Annotated in this window: 14 protein-coding genes and 6 pseudogenes; 16 read left to right on the forward strand and 4 right to left on the reverse strand. The window is 59.5% G+C overall.

All coding sequences use genetic code 11. From position 1 onward, the window contains the following. Positions 1-24: 24 nt before the first annotated feature. On the forward strand, positions 25-1,662 hold the full coding sequence (locus B0G69_RS38595; protein ID WP_121325294.1) for a methionine--tRNA ligase: 1,638 nt from the start codon (positions 25-27) through the stop codon (positions 1,660-1,662). Continuing rightward, entirely contained in the window at positions 1,655-2,785 is a 1,131-nt protein-coding gene (locus B0G69_RS38600) for an FAD-dependent oxidoreductase (protein WP_121325295.1), read from the forward strand. The genes B0G69_RS38595 and B0G69_RS38600 overlap by 8 nt, the downstream gene beginning before the upstream one ends. Positions 2,786-3,188: 403 nt before the next feature. On the opposite strand, the gene B0G69_RS41605 is transcribed toward B0G69_RS38600, so the two are convergent. Then, on the reverse strand, positions 3,189-3,500 hold the full coding sequence (locus B0G69_RS41605; RefSeq protein WP_199731524.1) for an alpha/beta hydrolase: 312 nt from the start codon (positions 3,498-3,500) through the stop codon (positions 3,189-3,191). 1,061 nt (positions 3,501-4,561) lie between these two features. On the opposite strand from B0G69_RS41605, the gene B0G69_RS38615 reads away from it, so the two are divergent. After that, a complete protein-coding gene (locus tag B0G69_RS38615; protein ID WP_121325298.1) occupies positions 4,562-5,722 on the forward strand; it encodes an IS110 family transposase in 1,161 nt (386 codons plus the stop codon). A gap of 636 nt (positions 5,723-6,358) precedes the next feature. On the opposite strand, the pseudogene B0G69_RS42610 reads toward B0G69_RS38615, so the two are convergent. Continuing rightward, positions 6,359-6,574 (reverse strand): annotated as a pseudogene (locus B0G69_RS42610) (integrase core domain-containing protein); the annotation flags it as partial. 450 nt (positions 6,575-7,024) lie between these two features. Here B0G69_RS42610 and istA point away from each other — a divergent pair. Then, positions 7,025-8,689 (forward strand): IS21 family transposase, encoded by a 1,665-nt coding sequence (gene istA, locus B0G69_RS38630; RefSeq protein ID WP_241991762.1) that lies wholly within the window; start codon positions 7,025-7,027, stop codon positions 8,687-8,689. Further along, positions 8,686-9,108, forward strand: a pseudogene (locus B0G69_RS38635) (ATP-binding protein); the annotation flags it as partial. The gene istA and the pseudogene B0G69_RS38635, both read left to right, overlap by 4 nt. Positions 9,109-9,116: 8 nt before the next feature. Here the strand turns inward: B0G69_RS38635 and B0G69_RS38640 are convergent. Continuing rightward, the gene (locus B0G69_RS38640) at positions 9,117-9,923 is read right to left on the reverse strand and encodes an IS5 family transposase (RefSeq protein WP_121315303.1); all 807 of its coding nucleotides are present in this window, start codon (positions 9,921-9,923) and stop codon (positions 9,117-9,119) included. A 44-nt stretch (positions 9,924-9,967) separates the two neighbouring features. Between B0G69_RS38640 and B0G69_RS38645 the strand changes: the two are divergent. Next, positions 9,968-10,315 (forward strand): annotated as a pseudogene (locus B0G69_RS38645) (ATP-binding protein); the annotation flags it as partial. 120 nt (positions 10,316-10,435) lie between these two features. Then, a pseudogene (locus B0G69_RS38650) lies at positions 10,436-11,010 on the forward strand (IS6 family transposase). A 274-nt stretch (positions 11,011-11,284) separates the two neighbouring features. Here the strand turns inward: B0G69_RS38650 and B0G69_RS38655 are convergent. After that, positions 11,285-12,232 carry a LysR family transcriptional regulator gene (locus tag B0G69_RS38655; RefSeq protein WP_121325301.1) on the reverse strand — a complete coding sequence of 316 codons (948 nt, stop codon included), beginning with the start codon at positions 12,230-12,232 and terminating at the stop codon, positions 11,285-11,287. Between the two features lie 142 nt (positions 12,233-12,374). Here B0G69_RS38655 and B0G69_RS40890 point away from each other — a divergent pair, with 142 nt between their 5' ends. The 9 genes and pseudogenes from B0G69_RS40890 to B0G69_RS43055 form a co-directional block, all read left to right on the forward strand. Continuing rightward, positions 12,375-12,617, forward strand: coding sequence for a hypothetical protein (locus tag B0G69_RS40890; protein ID WP_147440841.1), 243 nt, complete (start codon positions 12,375-12,377; stop codon positions 12,615-12,617). Between the two features lie 115 nt (positions 12,618-12,732). Further along, a complete protein-coding gene (locus tag B0G69_RS40895) occupies positions 12,733-13,380 on the forward strand; it encodes a hypothetical protein (RefSeq protein WP_147440842.1) in 648 nt (215 codons plus the stop codon). A 35-nt stretch (positions 13,381-13,415) separates the two neighbouring features. Further along, complete coding sequence (locus B0G69_RS38665; protein ID WP_121325643.1) at positions 13,416-14,009, forward strand: NodA family N-acyltransferase; 594 nt, start codon at positions 13,416-13,418, stop codon at positions 14,007-14,009. Then, a complete protein-coding gene (gene nodB, locus B0G69_RS38670; protein WP_121325303.1) occupies positions 14,006-14,698 on the forward strand; it encodes a chitooligosaccharide deacetylase NodB in 693 nt (230 codons plus the stop codon). Before B0G69_RS38665 ends, nodB begins: the two co-directional genes overlap by 4 nt. Further along, a complete protein-coding gene (gene nodC, locus B0G69_RS38675) occupies positions 14,676-15,722 on the forward strand; it encodes a chitooligosaccharide synthase NodC (protein ID WP_199731511.1) in 1,047 nt (348 codons plus the stop codon). Before nodB ends, nodC begins: the two co-directional genes overlap by 23 nt. A 570-nt stretch (positions 15,723-16,292) precedes the next feature. After that, entirely contained in the window at positions 16,293-16,730 is a 438-nt protein-coding gene (locus B0G69_RS38680) for a glutamine synthetase (RefSeq protein ID WP_121325304.1), read from the forward strand. Positions 16,731-16,872: 142 nt separating this feature from the next. Further along, complete coding sequence (nifV, locus tag B0G69_RS38685; RefSeq protein WP_121325305.1) at positions 16,873-18,009, forward strand: homocitrate synthase; 1,137 nt, start codon at positions 16,873-16,875, stop codon at positions 18,007-18,009. A 42-nt stretch (positions 18,010-18,051) separates the two neighbouring features. Continuing rightward, positions 18,052-18,389 (forward strand): annotated as a pseudogene (gene nifW / locus B0G69_RS38690) (nitrogenase stabilizing/protective protein NifW). A gap of 89 nt (positions 18,390-18,478) precedes the next feature. Beyond that, positions 18,479-18,523, forward strand: a pseudogene (locus B0G69_RS43055) (hypothetical protein); the annotation flags it as partial. Positions 18,524-18,538: the final 15 nt, after the last annotated feature.

Consider the following 18,538-nt stretch of genomic DNA (forward strand, 5'->3'; position numbering starts at 1 on the left):
CCTGTTTCTCTCAAATGCACACACATGATCACTACTGTGAACTATTCGAGGCGGAAGTTTTTCCTAATGCCTATACCGCCGACGCCGAACGGCCGCCTGCATCTCGGCCATATCGCCGGGCCCTATCTGCGGATGGACATGCTGTGCCGCTATCTGCGCAGTCAAGGCCATCGTGTGCGCGTCGTGTCCGCCGTCGATGGTTTCGACTCGTACGTGCTCTGGAAGGGACTACAGGAGACTCGCCAGCCGGAGGACGTCTGTCGTGACTATCATGCGCAGATTGCCCGCGATCTGGCGGCGCTTGATATCGAAGTCGATGATTTTCTCGATCTGGTGCAAGGGCCGTACGCAGCCAGCCATGCTGATAACGCACGGCGCGCTGTCGAGACCCTCGTGGCGAGCGGTTGTGCCGAAACCATCACCGAGAAGGTGCTGTACAGCCGCGCGACCGGCCGGTACCTTACGGGCGCATGGCTGACAGGCCAATGCCCGCAGTGCGAAGCGCCGGCGGCCGGTTATTTTTGCGAGGCCTGCGGTGCCCACTTTCGTCCTGAGTCGATGCTCCATCCCGAGCCACGGATGGGTGACGCCGATCTGGAATGGCGTGAGACGGAAAACCTCTTCCTGCGCGTGCCGGATGAAGCGGAACTTCTGCGGCGGCTGCAATCCGCGGGTGCACCGGAGAAGTTCATCGCGGTAGTGCTGCGGTTTTTATCGCACGAGCGAGGCCTTTTCAGGTTGACTGCGCCCGGCGATTGGGGCGTCGCCTGGTCGGCGGACCGCTGGGGCAATCCCAGGGTACTGTTCGAGGCCGGATGGGAGTATGGCTTAACGTGCGGCGAGCGCTACGCGCAGATGGCAGGCCGCGAAGCTCATCCGATGATCCACGGCAGCGACGTGACTACGCTGGTCAGCTTTGGCATCGACAATGCCGTCCTGCTGTTGGCGGGCTCGGTTGCGGTGATGAACGCGTTGCCGGAACGTCAGCCGTTCGATCACGTGCTGACGAACTACTTCTATAACCTTCAGGGCTCCAAGTTCTCGACTAGCAGGCTGCATGTCGTTTGGGCTGCCGATATCGTCGACATGACACCTGCGTCAAGCGATGCAGTGCGTTACTTTCTGGCTCGCGAGAGCCCGGAAGAGCAGACGACCAACTTCGACGTGGGCGACTTCATCCGCTTCGTCAACGATGACCTGGCAGGCATGGTGCAAGCACGGATCGACGCCGCCTGGGAGACGCTGACGCGAGGTCCGCAGCGCGAGTGGTCCATTTCGGCTTCAGTGGCCGAGCGCTTCGAGGCGTCGTCGAGTACGTTGGATCACGCATTTCGACTCGATGCCGTCTCCGTGCGCGCTGCGTGTGCCGTGCTGCTTGCATGGGTCGGCCTGCCGCGGGTCCATCTCGCAAGTCCAGAAGAGGCATACGGTTGGCTCAAAGGCCTCGCGTATTTTGCCGCGCCGGTCATGCCCCGGCTGGCTGCCGAACTGTGGCGCGGGCTTGGACATGAAGGGATGCCGTTGCGGCACGATATGCTCTGCGCGTCGACACCGAATGCGCAAGGTAACTGCCGCGCATGGTTCTCACCGCTATCGCTGGAATCGCTCCGTCCATGCCTGCCAGTCAGCCTCTCGCTAGACGGAGTGGAAAGCCATGCGTGAGACTGCCGACGTTGTGGTGATAGGCGGCGGCTCGACCGGTAGCAGCGTCGCGTGGCATCTCGCGTGTGCCGGTCTTACGGTAAGACTGCTCGAGCGCGGGACAATCGCGTCGGGTTCTTCCTGCGATTCCCCAGGCATTGTCCGTCAGTACTATCCGAACCCCGCGTTGGCTCGACTCGCGGCGCGCGGCTTGCGAGCCTACCGGCAATGGGCCGAGACGTTCGACGGCGACTGCGGCTACCAGCGTACCGGTTTTCTGACTGGCGTGGCCCAAGCCGAGTGGGAGCACACCGGCGGACAGGTGCATCAGCAGCAATCGGATGGCATCGGCGTTGAGCTCTATTCGCCAACGCAGATGCGAGCTTTGATGGCCGACCTCGAGGTTGACGGTCTCGCTGGCGCGGTATTCGAGCCGGATGCCGGCTACTGCGATGCACGCGCGACAGCGCGGTCTTTCGCACAGGGCGCGCGGCGGTTCGGTGCGGTCATCGACGAGCACCGGGCCGCGCGCCGCATTAACACAGTCAACGGGCGGGTGACCGGCGTGGAAACCGATCGCGGCAGAATCGACTCCCCAGTCGTGGTCAATGCCGCAGGTCCTTGGGCGGCGTCTCTCGCTGCGACTTGCGGCGCCAATCTGCCGATTTCCGCGTCGAGGCAAAGCGTGGCCATCTGCAGGATTGGGGCGCAGGTGGACGAAGCGCGGTTGCCCGGGTATAGCGAAAGGGGGCTCGGTTTCTATCTGCGGCGGGATAGCCCTGGCGTCTATATGATCGGCTCCCTCGCTCCGGACGACAGTTGCCCGGTCGATCCGGACGCGCTTCGCCGCCAGATGGACGGTGACGTGATCCGGCGATATTGCGAACGTGCCGCGCAGCGTTTTTCCCGACTCTCGGGTGCGTCGCCGGTTGGCAGTAGGGTGTCATTTTTCGACGATACCCCCGATGGGAATCCGATCGTGGGCGTTGATCTGCGCATCGAAGGGCTGATTGTCGCTGCGGGTTTGTCGGGACACGGATTCAAATTCGCGCCGGTGTTTGGACAGGAAATCGCCGCATTAATCGACGGAGGAAAAATGCATGTTGACCTCCACCAGTTTGAGGTTAGCCGATTTATCGACTAACGTTCGGCGGTGCCGTTGAGATTGTTACTCGGTATCGGGGTGCCGTCAGGAAACGGAGTAATCGTATGTTAGTCGCACTGCACAACCAATAAAATCAAGCGCTTATCTTCGTCGCTGATTGCTATGGTGTTTGTCGACATGTGCGGGGAGAAGAAGCCTTACGCGACAAGGCTTTCCGGACCGCTAGCATACGATTTTGTCCGAATCCTGAGCGCACCCCGAGTGGCCCAACACGGAGATCCTGGCCGCCGAAGATCGAGGCACCGGGCAGTACCTGTTCCATGCCTCCGGGTGCGAAATGGCCGCCCCTCCGGAATACGCCGGCGCCGGACCGCGCCCGATACGTCTGCCTGCGCGCACCGGCGGGGTGTCGGATTCCTTGCCTCGAGAACGCTTCAGATTTCTATACCCGGCGGCGGGAGCAGCGATTGATGAAATCCGCGAGGAGGCCCGTGATGTGCGCCGGCCGCTCCAGACTCGGCAGATGGGCGGCGCCGGACAATTCATGGTAAGACCCGTTCAACACCAAGTTTGCAACATGACGGCTTCGTTCTTGAATGTTGGGAAGATCGAGGTCACCACAAATCACACGCGATGGCATCGATATCCCACCCAAACTATGGTAGGCGGGCACGGTATCAAGATTCGCCCCGGTCGGCGGCGCCCTGAGCGCAACTGAGTTCATGTCGACGAACAACTGGCGAGCCTGACCCATGACACGACCTTCTGGCTGAACTTTCGGGATCCAAGCGCGCGCTGAGCATGCCCCGTTCTTCAAGGTTGACGGCCAACCGATGTGCAGTCGGCGGTGGCACGCCAATCGCGGCAACGATTTCGGCAATCTGGACCGGCCGTCCCCGACCGGCAACAAAGTCAAGAATGGCGAAAGCACGGGCGAGCGGACTGTCCGCGGACGGGTCTTGACCTTCCAATGTAGGTTTCCTCCTGATTGGGGGTGTAAGCCCCAACGGCATCGGCCTTGGCCAGTCGCCTGGCTCGCGCCGATTCGCAAACGATGCGATTGCCGGGCAACAGGGTGTCTGAGGTTGACCCGGTTCGACGGATAGATTTGCAGTTGAGTTCAATGCAGTGTGGCACCTCCCGATAAGGTTGAATCGCGGGTTGTCCACGGCCGGGCGGCGGGTCGCCTGTCACGACCGCGACGCTGCCCGGCGATGGGCAACCCGCGCGGCGATAAGCCTTGATCTTGCGCATGCAGGTTCTCGAACTCGAGCGGCGAACAGTAGCCGATGCTGCTGTGCAGGCGGCGTATGTTGTACCAGCTCGTGCGCCACGTGTCGCCGTCCGCCGGACGTAAATCGGCAATGTAGTGGATGGCAAAGTCTGTTTCTGTCTTGTCACGCGCGGCTTGCCGTGCCGTGACCTGCCGTACGACCGGCAGTTGTCTACCTGGACGTGCGTGACTGGTAACGGTCGGGTGCGAAGCTCCAGGGACAACGTCTCGTCGAAAGACGTCATCACTGGCGACGGTGAGTGACGACGCTGCAAGCCGCAATGCGGCGTGGGAGGCCAGGCAAGTTCCGCATGCGCAACAGATGTGAACCGTTGATAAACCTCGTAAGCAACAACGGGCCGAAGCGGCTTACAGGCCTGAGCTCAAAAAGGCACGCAGCAGGATGCTCCTTTGAGACACTATGACTTTCCGTGAGGTAGAGGCTGGCCCGCCGTGAGGAATCAAACGCGGGTTAGCATCACTGCCAGAGCCGCACGGTGTGGACGGTGCCACACCCGGCGATTTCCCGCACGGAGGCCAGCATGGAACACGATAGCACGCTGTACGTAGGACTCGACGTTCACAAGGATTCGATCACTGTCGCCTATGCGTTCGGCACGGGCGAGGTCGAACTGCTCGGCAAGACCGGTACGACGAAGACGGATATCGATCGCCTGTGCAAGCGTCTTCAATCGAAAGCGCGACACGTACGCGTTGTTTACGAGGCAGGACCATGTGGCTACGGCCTTTACCGGCAACTGGTCCAGAAGGGATTCGACTGCATGGTGTGCGCGCCGTCATTGATTCCCAGAAAGCCCGGCGAGCGCGTCAAGACGGATCGGCGCGATGCGGTCAAGCTTGTGCGGTCCCTACGGGCCGGTGACCTGTCAGCTGTGTACGTGCCGACCGTCGAGGACGAGGCATTTCGCGACCTCGCCCGCGCATGGATGACGGCCAAAGACGATTTGAGACACGCGCGGCAGCGGCTCAAGTCGTTCCTGCTCGCGCACGATGTACGCTATGCCGGTCATGCCGACTGGGGACCAGCTCACCGACACTGGGTGAGCCAGTATGCGTTCGGTAGCGAATGGCAACAATTCGCGTTCGAGGAACTTCGGCGTACGATCGAAGATCGGCTCGCGCAATGCCAGCGTGTTGAAGCCGCCTTGCGTGAGGCAGTGACAAACTGGCGGTTCTATCCGGCCGTTCTGGGTCTGCAGGCCATGCGCGGTGTGCAGTTCACCACGGCCGTTGGAATGCTTGCCGAACTCGGCGATCTGTCACGCTTTGAGCATCCGCGTCAATTGATGGCATGGCTCGGCGTCGTCCCGTCAGAACACTCATCGGGTGACAAGCGACGGCAGGGAAGCATCACCAAGACCGGCAATAGCTACGCCAGAAAGTTGCTCGTGGAGGCGGCCTGGAGCTATCGGCATCCGGCACGTGTAAGCGCCGACATTCAGTGTCGGCATGAAGGCATTCCCAAGGCCATCATCGATCGCGCCTGGGACGCGCAGGTTCGACTATGTCGCCGATACCGGAGGCTGGCCGCGCGTGGCAAGAATGCCAATACGACGGTCGTGGCCGTCGTCCGTGAACTGTCAGGTTTCATCTGGGACATCGGGCGCTTGGCGATGTCGCTCGCGTTACCTTATCGCACAGAGGCAACCTGCTTACGAAGCACCACGTCGCTCACCCCATAGATCCACGAGTTTCCTGAAGGCGGCGTAGCCCGGCTACTCGAGTAACCCGCGGCACAACCCCGCAACGGATATCACCCGACTTGCGGCTTAAGAATGCGGCAGGCTCATGAGACGGTCCATGTAATGCGGTAACCAACCCGCGGATATCAGGATGATCCACCGTCGAGATTTACTGCTACGCCGCCCTCAGGGAATTCATTTGCGCATGAGAAGACTGCAAACCACACATTCCGATTGACACGGAAAGTCATATCGGTTGTAGGAGCACGTCGTCGCAACGCTGCCGGGGAAAAGACGGGCGCTAAACGGACAGGCCCGCTGCGAGGAGAAGTTCAAAATGCATCTGGGTCGGCAGGAACGGGAACGTGGTAAGCCCGATTCTCCGCCATCGGTCTGAAGTCGGGTCCGTGGCAGGTGAGCCGTGAGGCAAGCTGTTGGGGGAGTGGGTAAGAGAACGCGGAAAAAGCGAATGCCGGGCTGTAACCGCCCGGACAGGGGTTCAAAATTTGCCCCGACCTGAAAGGGTGCTGACTTCCGTGTCGTGCAGCTGTCGCAGACGCGCACCTGAGGTCTCGGAAAGGCAGCTTGAGAGTGGCCGGCGCAAGCTGGTTCAGCGCCCTTCCCCTGAGTGCGTGTCCGCAAGGGCACGGGGCTACCCAATTCCAGAAACGAGAACAGACGCCGCCGTGCCTGTTCGTGGGTCGCGAAGTGTTCGCGACAGAGCAGTTCGGCTTCGAGTGTGCCGAAGAACGACTCGCACATCGCGTTGTCATAGGCATCGCCGGCCGTGCCCATCGACGGCTGTACGCCTGCTTCGCGGCATCGCCGCCCAAAGGCAATGGACGTGTATTGGGCGGATTCACCCAAGCCGTCGAGATCGACCGAGAGGAAGCCGCTAGCATGCCGCCGAGCGAATTTGAGGTCGGTCGGAATCCGTGGACGCCAACGGGTTAAGCAGCGATTTTACGCAAATGGAATCGCTGCGTGAAAGCGGCCGACGACAGATAGCGGCGGTGTAAAAGCGCCATTAGATGGCGGCGCAAAGTTGAGTAGAAGTGTCAACAACAGGGGGCGGTTATGGACGGTTTTTTCGCAATAGCGACGCTGCGGTAAAGTGCAGGTTGCCAAAACTTTGCTTGTGCCCACGATGAAAAAGACCGCAACACCACGAATGGCCCTTGCTGCTGGCGTTGCCCCCGGCGGTCGGTCAAACTCCCCCGGGTATGGTCACTTCAAACTCCCCCACCTGACGACCGTCGGTTGAGCCACTAAAGCTGCCGGGAGAGGTGTTGCAGGACGTCTATCTTCGTCTCCTTCGAACAAGAAGGAGTTCAGGGAGTGAACGTCTTGAAGCCGCACCTGCAAAGCACCGTATTCACACTACTAGAGCGTAACAAGAGCCAGCGCCAGATCCAGCGGCTCACGGGCATCGACCGCAAGACGATCCGTCGCTATCAGGCGATCTTCGAGTCCGAGAAGTCCGCTGCAGCAAACTCCCCCACGGCGACCACCGGCTCTGAAACCGCTGAACCGCAAACTCCCCCACCGTCGCGACCACCGGCAACCGCCGATTCCAGCGCGGCCACAACGTTCAATTTCGCCCGCTCGGCAAGCGAACCACACCGCGAATGGATCGAGCAGCAGGTCCGCCTGAGGCGCAACGCGCAGGCGATCTATCAGGATCTGGCCGATCAGTTCGCATTCACCGCGAGCTACGAGAGCGTCAAGCGTTTCGTGCGCGCCTTGCGCCACATTGATCCCGAGCAGTTCGACCGTCTCGCGTTCGCCCCCGGCGAAGAAGCCCAGGTCGACTATGGCGAAGGCGCACTGACCCGCGATCCGAAGACCGGCCGCTACCGACGCCCGCGGTTGTTCGTGATGACCCTGCGGTATTCGCGGCGCAGTTTCCGGCGCGTGGTCTGGAAGTCCAGCAAGCAGGTCTGGGCCCAGCTTCACGAAGAAGCCTTCCGCTACTTCGGCGGCGCTGTCAGTTATGTCGTCCTGGACAATCTCCGGGAGGGCGTCATCACGCCCGATCTGTACGAACCCGAGATCAACCGGCTCTATGAGGCGATGCTCGAGCATTACGGCGTCGTCGCCGACCCTGCCCGAGTGCGCGACCCGAATCGAAAGGGGACCGTCGAGAACGCGATTCAACATACGCAGGGCACCGCGCTCGCCGGCCGCCGTTTCGAGTCGCTCGAAGCCCAGAACGAATTCCTGATGCACTGGGAGGCGAACTGGGCGGCCAAACGCATTCATGGCAGCACCCGGCGACAGGTCGAGGCCATGTTCCAGGAGGAGAGGCCGCATCTGCGGGCGTTGCCGACCACCGGCTTTCGCTACTTCATGGAGGTCGTGCGTACCGTCTGGGACGACACCACTGTCAACATCGATCGCAGCAACTATGCGGCACGACCCGCACCGATCGGTAGTCTCGTTTCAGTGCGGATCTACGATTCCACCATCGAGATTCGCGATCGCCGTACGCAGGCCTTGCTGCGCACCCATCCTCGCGCCCTGCAGGCCGGTTCGCTTGAACTGCCCGAAGACGAACGCCCGTTCAATCCGTCCCGCCAGAGCGCCTTCCTGCTCGCGAGCGCTGGCGACATCGGGCCGCAAACAAAGGCGCTTTGCCAGCACATGTTCGACAGCGAAGGTCGCGTCGGCCATCGCGCCATGTGGGGCATCGTCGGTCTGGCGAAGAAGTATCCCGCCCGGCTCGTTGAACAGGCCTGCGACCACGCACTACGTCATCACGTCTACCGGTACAAACAGGTGCGCGCGATCGTCGAGCAGCTGTTCGAACAGGCACTCGAGCGTCTCGATCAGGCACCGCAACTCGAACTGCCTCTCACGCAGGACCACCCGCTGATCCGTCCTGCCGCCGAATACGGCGAACTCTTTACCGTCGGTGCGCAGCACGGCGCCGAACCTCAACCTCCGACGGGAGAAACGCAGGCATGACCATGACATTACCGGAAATCGAACGGGCCCTCGGACAGCTTCGTCTGTCCGGCGTACGCGACACACTTGAAACGCGCGTGCTGCAGGCCCAGGGCTCCCAGCAGCCGTTCCTTGAAACCTTCGCACTGATCCTGCAGGACGAACTGGATCGCCGCCAGTCCCGGCTCATCGAACGCCGCTACAAGCTCTCCGGCCTCGAAGACAAACTCACGCTCGCCGAATTCGACTGGGGCTTCAATCCCAAAGTGCCTCGCCAGACCTGCTTCCAGCTACACACGCTGAAGTTCATCGCGGCCGGCGACAACGCGCTGATCATCGGCAAACCTGGCACCGGCAAATCGCACGTTGCGAAGGCCGTCGCCTACCAGGCCGTCCTGCAAGGCCACAAGGTTCAGTATCTTGAGACCGACGACTTCTTTAGAGGGTGTTAGGCACTTTTGTTAAGGGCTGCAAAGTGGACAAGCATAAGCACGGAGAATACGACGAAGTGCAAACCAGCCAAGGTTTCGGGCAATCGCTCGTAGTCTCTGGCCAGCCGGCGGAAGCGGTTGAGCCAGCCGAAGCTGCGCTCGACCACCCAGCGGCGCGGCAACAGCACGAAGCCCTTTTTCGCCTCCGACAGCTTGATTACCTGAAGCTCGATCCCTTCGTCGAGTGCTGCCTGCGCAGGCTCTTCGCCGGTATATCCCTGATCGGCGAACGCCACCTTCACCGTCTGGCCCGTGGCCTGCTGAACCTGACGCGCCAGTTCTCCGACCTGCGCACGTTCCTGTTCGTTGGCCGGCGTAACACGCACAGCAAGCAATTGCCCCAAGGTATCAACCGCCATGTGGACCTTGCTGCCACGTTTGCGTTTGTAGCCGTCGTAACCGGCGCGAGGTCCACTCTCGCAGGTCGACTGCAGGGTCCGCCCATCGAGAATGACCGCGCTGGGTTGACCACGACGCTTCTGGGCGATCCGGATGATCGAACGCAGGTCATTCACCATGGCCTCGAAACAGCCGGCCTGAATCCAGCGTTGCGTCTGCTGGTAGACCAGTTCCCAAGGTGGAAAGTCATTGGGCAACAAACGCCACGGTGCACCCGCGCGTACGATCCAGCGCAGCGCGTTGAACATCTCGCGCAGTTCGTAGCGGCGCTGCGGTGCGTCCTTGTTCATCAAGGTCAGGTACGGAGCGGCGAAGTACCACTCTTCATCCGATACATCCGTTGGGTAAGGCGTGCGTTTTTTCATCCCACCAGGATACCAGGTCCGACAAAAAGTGCCTAACACCCTCTAACCGGTACGCGCTGAGCCCGACTGCCCAGCGCGAAGCCCGGCTGCGAGCCATCCTCGAAAGCGATCTGCTCGTGCTGGACGACCTGTTCCTGTCGCGTACGATCCCCGACGCCGCTGGCGCGCTGCTGCAAACGCTGATCCATCAACGCTACAAACTGCATCGCAGCGTTGTCGTCACATCCAACCGCGTTGTGCAGGATTGGGGCGCATACCTGGGCGACAACACGATGAGCACCACGATCCTCGACCGGCTCATGCATCACTGCCACCTGCTCGAGTTCGATGGTCGCAGCTATCGCCTTAAAGAGGCCGCTGAAACGCTTGCGAGAAAAACGAAAACCAGCTAAATAAAACCCTTAGTCCTGCTGCACAGGGTGGGGGAATTTGCGCGACCATAAGTGGGGGAGTTTCAACTGACCGTCCGGGTTGCCAAGGTGCTGCAGCGGTTGCACTATCCGCTGGACGTGATGTTGTTGTGCGTGCGGTGGTGTGTGGCCTATTCGCTAAGTCTTCGGAATCTTGAGGAGATGATGGCTGAGCGCGCCATTGGCGTGGATCATTCAACAGTGCATCGTTGGGTCATCAAGTGAGTGCCTTTGTTCGAAAAGACATTTCGCAAGCACAAGCGCCCGGTGGGCAGGAGTTGGCGCATGGATGAAAGTTATATCAAGGTCAAAGGCTCGTGGAAATATCTTTATCGCGCCGTGGACAAGGCGGGCAACACCATCGACTTTCTGTTTAGAGCCAAGCGGGACAAGGCTGCTGCCCGGCGGTTTTTTGAAAAGGCAATCGGTCAGAACGGCTCGCCCGAGACAGTGACCATCGACAAGAGCGGTTCCAATCTGGCAGCGCTTCATGCGGTGAATGCCGAGCGCGAGATGCCCATCAGGGTTCGTCAGATCAAGTACTTGAACAACATCGTGGAACAGGACCATCGGGCCATCAAACGCATCACTCGACCGATGCAGGGTTCAAGGACTTTGACTGCGCTCGCGTTATTCTCAGTGGCATTGAGACCATGCACATGATCAAGAAAGGGTAGATGAAATGCCGGGGTAAAGTCCCGCTGTCCGCTGCGCAGCAGTTCGTTTCATAAGGTAGCCTTTGGATATCGCATTTCTCGTCCCTCCCGTCTTACTGCGACACAACCACCAAATTGACACACGGCTTGCCGGTCGTGCCGAACCTGCTCGATCAGGCGTTTGCCGTCACCGCGCCGAATCAGGCCTGGTGTGGCGATATACGTTATATCGCCACAAAACCTTCGAAACCCCACAAATTCATGCCGCAAAAACCTTGCTGAAAGATCGCATTTTCTAACCTGGGTGGATCGGTCTTCGCGTGGTCTCACGCGGAGCAACCATGCGTGCCGCCTCCTGCAATATTATCTCCCGCATCCAGTTGCTTGCCGGATCACTGCTGTGAAGGGCAGACCATTGGATGGCCTCGGTGAATGCGGGAAGTGGCAGCGGAAGCTCGACGATCCGCAGAGGCATCGTTTTTTCGAAATGCTTGGCCAGCCTTAAGGGCATCGTCCCTATACGGTCAGTGTTTAATAGCATGGGCGGGATCATGCTAAAGCTCTGCACGATGACCTCGTCCCGTCTCTTGAGACCGTGCTCAAGCAAAAACCACTCCTCGATGGAGGGCCGCCGCGTACGTCCGAACCTGACCGAAACGTGCCCCATCGACATGTATTTCTCGAATGTAAGCTGCCCTGATAGCTGCTTGTTCGTGCGGCAGCCTACGCACACGAGTGTCTCCTCGAACAGCTTCGCTTTAGGATGCGCGCTCGACATGAACAATTCCGGCAAGATAAGAAAATCGGCTTCGCCGCGCCGGAGAACCTCATCGGGGTCATCGGCAAGTGGCAGCAATTCGAAGCCGATGGCGGGAGCTTCCCGTGCAATACGCTCCACGATCTTTCGAAAAAATACGACTGCCATGAAATCGGAAAGGATGATCCTGAAGCGGCGATCCGATTTGGCCGGGTTGAAGACGTCCCGGGAAATAACGGAGAGCTGGATGTGCACCAGAGCCTCGCGGATTGGAGCGGCGAGCCCTTCTGCACGCGGTGTTGGGACAAATTCCCGGCCCCTCATCGTAAATAGTTCATCGCAGAAATAGGCGCGTAGCCGGGCGACAGCCGCGCTCATGGCCGGCTGGCTCAGGTTGATGCTGCGTGCCGCCGCGGTGAGATTACGCTCGGTCATCAGCGCATCGAGCGCGACGAGGAGATTCAGATCGAGGCCCTTGAAACGCATGATCCCAAGTTATCCATAATGTAGATGTGTTCCATCAAAACAATCGATTTTACGAATTGTACGGCATGGAGGATAGTGTTCAGGGTAAATCCATTTCAATTTCGGAAACCTTCTGGCGCCTTCGTCGTGCCGGTGGTAGCGGATGAAGTGTGTCGTAGAACTGAGCGAAGCCGAGGAAATGACGTTGCAGCAGTTGTCGATCAATCACATGCATCGGAACACGCGCACGCGAGCGGCGGCCCTGTCGCTGCTCGGACACAGGACCAAGCGTAAGCTCACCGCCGAGCAACTCCGCGTGAGCGGTCAGTCGGTATGTGACTGGCTCACGCATGGCGCAACAGCGGCGTGTACGGCCCGACGGGCGGCCATAACGGTGGGAACATGAAGCACCACTGGCGACGCTTCATCACCTGCACGAAGGAAACGCCGATGCCGAACTCGCTGAACTTTCTTGGCGGATACGGCACCAAATTTCAAGTCAATTTCTCGTGGACGCTCTCATGAATGCTCTAACAAAACGTCGGGCCGGAGAAATAGAATTTAGGCATATCAAGATGGTTGTCGATCTTTGCCCTGACTTCGAGAAAAATCCTCAGGTGTACGTCGAGCATCCACCGAGGCACATGTCCAATGCGGCCACGGCCTACGGCGGCATGGGCGAGCTGCATCGCGCCGACACGACGCGACAAGCGTCTGGCAGGTCGCGTAGGCGCTTACTACAGGCAAACCTTCGCAAAGTTCTCCAAAGCCTTTCTATATCGGCCGCTTATCTTCGTACAGTTGAGGCAACCCTCGACTTCGCCTTGGCTTCGCGACGAATCGGGAGCAGCCGATTGCAGGTGCCAAATGCTTCAGCGACCCGGCCAAATGGATCTCGTGTCAATCGCGGTCAGATCGTGCGGAAGATGCGGGGGGAGTCTTTGGTAGATCTGGTACGAAAGGCACGCGCACTCGATGTACTCTCCATCGTCGATGAGGTTCGATCGGTCCGTGAAGCGTTGACGGAAATGCTCTTTTCTTCGGGCTTCATCCCAGAACTGTTCCAGAGTGCAGATGATTTCTTGAAATCGAACCGCTTTCTCAGCAAGTCCTTCGCGCGCGTCAGGTCCACCCTCAAAGGCCGGACGGCGCATAGGAGGCAGTCGTGAATTTGGCCGTGTCCACAGCTAGAGGACCTCTCTCCATGCGCTCTCAGGTGCGGTGGAGGCTGGTTTGGGAAAATGAGTTGCAACTCGCCGACCACATCGAACTGTCCGAGTTCTTCCGAAAGACCTACGGGCCGACCGGGGCATTTAATGCAAAACCATTCGAAGGCAATCACAGTTGGGCTGGTGCGAGGCCAGAGGTCCGTGCAATCGGCTACGACGCGCGCGGCGTAGCGGCTCATATCGGCGCACTGCGTCGTTTCATCAAGGTTGGCGCAGTCGATCTACTAGTGGCCGAACTAGGATTGTACGCGGTACGTCCGGATCTTGAGGGACTCGGAATCCCTCATTTAATGCGCGTGATGTATCCCGTGTTGCAGGAACTTGACGTTCCATTCGGCTTCGGCACGGTTCGACACGCGTTGCGGCAACATATTGCAAGGCTGCTCGGCCGCCCCGGTCTGGCGACTATTGTGTCTGGAGTTCGCGTGAGGTCGACCCTTCGAGAAGTGCATCTCGACACGCCGCCCACGCGCATCGAGGACGTACTCATTGTCGTCTTACCGATTGGACGGTCAATGAGCGATTGGCCGACCGGAACGATAATTGACCGGAACGGGCCAGAGCTGTGAGGCACTGCTTATCGGAAGCGCTCAGCGAGTGCGCTGACACCACCGGACGTCGCAGCGTTTATTTGACGTTTGACGACGACCCTAATCCATTTTGCACACCGGACGTCCTCAATGTGCTGGCGGAACACCGGGTGCCAGCGACTTTCTGCGTTATCGGCGCGTACGCAGCGGATCAGCCGAAGCTGATCCGACGGATGATCGCAGAAGGGCACGAGGTCGCAAACCACACGATGCCTCATCCGGACCTGTCCAGATGCGAACCCACCGAAGTACAACAGGAAATACTAACGGCAAGCAGGGTCATCAGGATGGCGGGCTCGCATGCTTCGCTGCGGTATATGCGTGCCCCGTATGGCATGTGGACCGAAGCAGTGCTCACTACGTCAGCGAGCGCTGGTCTGGCGCCCCTCCACTGGTCGGTAGACCCGCGAGACTGGTCTCGTCCCGGCGTGGACGCGATTGTCAGCGCAGTGCTGGCCTCTGTCCGGCCTGGCGCAATTGTGCTCTTGCACGACGGATGCCCTCCCGATGAGTTGGGACGATGCACTCACGCTGGTCTGCGCGAGCAGACCCTCATGGCGCTTTCCCTCATGATTCCAGCATTGCATGACCGGGGGTTTGCAATCCGATCGCTTCCTCAACCTCACCGGACGAACCAGATACCCTATGAACATGCTTGCCGCAACTAGCACTGTCGCCGTCTCGTTTTATGCGCTGCCCTCGACAGTCTATAAAAGCACGCAGGCGCTTTATGCTCAGCCGACAAACGTGTCATCGCTGTCGGACGGCCTGATCGACTCCGACACTCTGCCGGGCGTGGATGTCATCGTTCCCTGCTTCAATGAGGACCCACGCACGCTCTCGGCATGCCTGGAGTCCATTGCAAACCAGGACTACGCCGGAAAACTGCGGGTCTATGTGGTTGATGATGGTTCTGCAAATCTGGACGCCGTGAGGCCGGTATACGATGCCTACACGTGCGCCCCCAGATTCAACTTCATTACGCGTCCCCAAAATATGGGAAAGCGCAAGGCACAGATCGCCGCGATACGCCGCTCGTTTGGAGATTTGGTGCTTAACGTCGACTCGGACACGATAATCGGCTCAGACGTGGTCACGAAGCTTGCATTGAAAATGCAAAATCCAGCGATCGGCGCGGCCATGGGTCAGTTGACCGCTAGCAACCGGAGCGACACCTGGTTGATCGGGTTGATCGATATGGAGTACTGGCTGGCTTGCAACGAAGAGCGCGCGGCACAGGCTCGCTTCGGTGCCGTTACGTGCTGCTGCGATCCGTGTGCTATGTACCGCCGGTCCGCGCTCCTTTTGCTGCTAGATCAGTACGAGACGCAACTTTTTCGCGGGAAACCGAGCGACTTCGGCGAGGACCGTCATCTAACGATTCTCATGCTGACGGCAGGTTTTCGGACCGAGTACGTTCCGGACGCCATTGCGGCGACAGTCGTTCCGGACAGACTCGGGGCGTATCTGCGCCAACAACTGCGCTGGGCGCGCAGTACTTATCGGGACACGTTGCTTTCGCTGCGCCTGCTGCCTAACCTCGCTCGCTACCTTACGCTGGACGTGATCGGCCAGAATCTGGGCTCGCTATTTCTCGCCTTATCGGTTCTAGCGGGGCTCGCGCAGCTCGCATTGACAGCGACAGTGCCGTGGTGGACTGCCCTGATAATCGCATCTTTCTATGTAGATTGAGCAATAGCGATTGGCTGTCACGGAGCGCTGCTGCCAACGTACCACACGGGGGTGGAAACAGGCCGCCACCGGAAACCCGAAGGAGGGACCGAACGCTACAGAATTTTCGGTAATTGCGATGGCGCTTCGCAGAGCGGATCTTACGCGCGGTTCTTCGACGTTGGTGGTTGCATATGACGGCGTTTGTAGCGACGAGTGATCGTGCACGCCACTTATCTTAGATGCTATGGGAGGGCCGTGTCAGTCGCACCCATTTTGCGTGCTCCTTTGAAGAAATGTGTCTGGAAAACCCATAGTACTCCAGCGGGCTTACTTCCACTGCACTCCCAGAGCATCTAGAGACGATCGTGCTTTCCTTTGAGAATCTAGCAGTTGGTTTCTAAAATCCCTTACCGACTAACGATTTGTGCATCCGTCGACTCCGTGAAAACTGAGAGCTACTGAGCCTTACCGCAAGCAGCTCGGCACTCGCCCGCCGCCAGATTTTGCACGGACAGGAAGATTCCCCTGTGAAACGTTGCCGCGCGGCAAAGCGTACGTACCGCATCCGCATATAAACGTCTCAATCTGATGCACCATTACCTTGGGGGCCTGCTGAAATATTTGAAGGACATCACCCTCTTTCTAGCGCCCCACATCAACTCCTACAAGCGATTCCAGATCGGTACGTTCGCGCCGACCAAGGTCGCATGGAGCCAAGACAATCGGACGGTCGGTTTCCGCCTTTACGGCGAAGGCTCGGACGCCGTCCGCGTGGAGTGCCGCATTGGCGGTGCGGGTCTGAACCCGTATCTCGCTTTTGCGGCCCTGATCGCGGCGGGTCTTACGGGCATCGACGAGAAGCTGGAATTGCCAGACCCGCTTGTCGGCGACGCTTCTCGGGATGCCGAGCTACCAGAAATTCCGAAAACGCTGCGGGACGCCACCGACATCAGTTCGACATTCTGTCCGCTAGCGGATGGAACCGATCGAGCCACCTCCAGCGCGGCCGCATTGTCCGGAACGTAACATTCGCGACACGAACAATCGGACAATGCACCGCCAAAACCCGACATTGTGCCGGTCAACATCCCGCAAATTGTGCTCCGACCGTAGATGCTCGCTTGGCACAACGCTTGCAATCCATCGGCGACAACTCAAGAGACCTGACATGCTCAATCCGATCATCAATGACACGACGCTTCGCGACGGCGAGCAGACCGCCGGCGTCGCGTTTCGCACTGAGGAAAAATGCGCAATCGCCGCCGCACTGTCGCAAGCCGGCGTGGCCGAACTCGAAATCGGAACTCCTGCCATGGGTGAAGACGAAATGGCGTGCATCGCTGCAATCGTCGACCTGAACCTCGACGCCCGCCTGATGGTTTGGGGGCGCCTCACCGACGAGGATCTCACCGCGGCATTGCGCTGCGATGCCGATATCGTTCATCTCTCGGTTCCCGTTTCGGATATTCATTTGCAACACAAGCTGCGGCAGTCGCGCAGTTGGGTACTGGCGCAGATCGCACGCGTCGTCGACGAGGCAGCGAAAAACCATCCCAGGATTTCCCTCGGCATGGAAGACGCCTCGCGCGCGGATCCCTCATTTCTCATAGAAGTGGCTCAATGCGCGCAGCAGCACGGCGCCCAGCGCGTGCGCTTTGCCGACACTGTCGGAGTCCTAGACCCCTTTAAGACCTTCTACGCCATTGCAGCGCTGCGCGTTGCCGTCGATCTGGAGATCGAAATCCATGCGCGCGACGACTTCGGGCTCGCCACAGCCAACACACTGGCCGCCCTTGGGGCCGGCGCGAACCATGCCAGCACTACCGTCAACGGGTTGGGTGAGCGCGCCGGCAATGCAGCGCTGGAAGAAGTCGTGATGGGCGTGCGGCACCTGCTGCGACGAGACACTGGCGTCGACACCAGAGCGCTGCCCGACATTTCGTCGCTGGTCGAACAAGCCTCGGGCCGCGCAGTTTCCTTCAACAAGAGCATCATCGGTCGGAGCATCTTTACTCACGAGTCGGGCATTCACACCGACGGCCTCGCGAAGCACCCCACGACCTACGAGGGATTCGATCCGGCAGAGCTCGGCCGGCAACGGTCGACGATACTCGGAAAACATTCTGGATCTCAAAGTGTGCGTGAGGCCTACGACTCTCTAGGCGTGAAGGTGTCGGAGCGGCTCATCCCGCTCGTGCATGCGCGCATCCGCTCTTTCGTCACGCAGCACAAGCAGGCACCGAATGCAAGCGATTTGCGCCGCTTCCTGACCCAAGCCCACAGCACGCGGGTGAAGGTGTCGTGAGTGTGGTTATGGCGGCCAAACTTGTCCAATAGAAGTAACGACATGCAAGAAGTTATCGAACAACTGCGTCACCTGTCGTCGGCCGAGGATTTCCTGCGATTCTTCGACATCGCATTCGACGAGAAGGTGGTGAACGTAGCCGCCTGCACATCCTCAAGCGCTTCTTTCAGTATATCGAGCGACAGAAAGAACTGCCGCGTAACAACGCGACGGCCGTACTCGCCGTCTATCGATGCTTACTGCAGAAGGCCTACAACGACTTCGTTGTATTCACGCCCGCGGAGCAAAAGGTCTTCAAAGTTTTTCAGGAAGCGGTCGGACGGCGGCTCGTCCCAGCTTACGAGCTGCGTGCGTCGCTGCCGGCACGCGGCGGCGCCTGACCTGGAGTACCTCAATGCATATTGTCGTCTGCATCAAGCAGGTCCCGGATTCCGCGCAGATCCGGGTTCACCCTGTCACGAACACCGTCATGCGCCAAGGTGTTCCGGCGATCGTGAACCCGTACGACCTGTTCTCGCTGGAGGAAGCG

Origin of the sequence: Paraburkholderia sp. RAU2J, assembly GCF_003634845.1 — a bacterium.
GTDB classification, from domain to species: domain Bacteria; phylum Pseudomonadota; class Gammaproteobacteria; order Burkholderiales; family Burkholderiaceae; genus Paraburkholderia; species Paraburkholderia fynbosensis.

What these genes read in the sequence shown, in the direction of transcription:
- B0G69_RS38615 (WP_121325298.1), top strand. Translation starts at nt 4,562, where the DNA reads ATGGAACACGATAGCACGCTGTACGTAGGACTCGACGTTCACAAGGAT.
- nifV (WP_121325305.1), top strand. Translation starts at nt 16,873, where the DNA reads ATGCTCAATCCGATCATCAATGACACGACGCTTCGCGACGGCGAGCAG.
- B0G69_RS41605 (WP_199731524.1), bottom strand. Translation starts at nt 3,500, where the DNA reads ATGGGTCAGGCTCGCCAGTTGTTCGTCGACATGAACTCAGTTGCGCTC.
- B0G69_RS38595 (WP_121325294.1), top strand. Translation starts at nt 25, where the DNA reads ATGATCACTACTGTGAACTATTCGAGGCGGAAGTTTTTCCTAATGCCT.
- nodC (WP_199731511.1), top strand. Translation starts at nt 14,676, where the DNA reads ATGAACATGCTTGCCGCAACTAGCACTGTCGCCGTCTCGTTTTATGCG.
- B0G69_RS40895 (WP_147440842.1), top strand. Translation starts at nt 12,733, where the DNA reads ATGAATGCTCTAACAAAACGTCGGGCCGGAGAAATAGAATTTAGGCAT.
- B0G69_RS38600 (WP_121325295.1), top strand. Translation starts at nt 1,655, where the DNA reads ATGCGTGAGACTGCCGACGTTGTGGTGATAGGCGGCGGCTCGACCGGT.
- B0G69_RS38680 (WP_121325304.1), top strand. Translation starts at nt 16,293, where the DNA reads ATGCACCATTACCTTGGGGGCCTGCTGAAATATTTGAAGGACATCACC.
- B0G69_RS38640 (WP_121315303.1), bottom strand. Translation starts at nt 9,923, where the DNA reads ATGAAAAAACGCACGCCTTACCCAACGGATGTATCGGATGAAGAGTGG.
- B0G69_RS38655 (WP_121325301.1), bottom strand. Translation starts at nt 12,232, where the DNA reads ATGCGTTTCAAGGGCCTCGATCTGAATCTCCTCGTCGCGCTCGATGCG.
- B0G69_RS40890 (WP_147440841.1), top strand. Translation starts at nt 12,375, where the DNA reads ATGAAGTGTGTCGTAGAACTGAGCGAAGCCGAGGAAATGACGTTGCAG.
- B0G69_RS38665 (WP_121325643.1), top strand. Translation starts at nt 13,416, where the DNA reads ATGCGCTCTCAGGTGCGGTGGAGGCTGGTTTGGGAAAATGAGTTGCAA.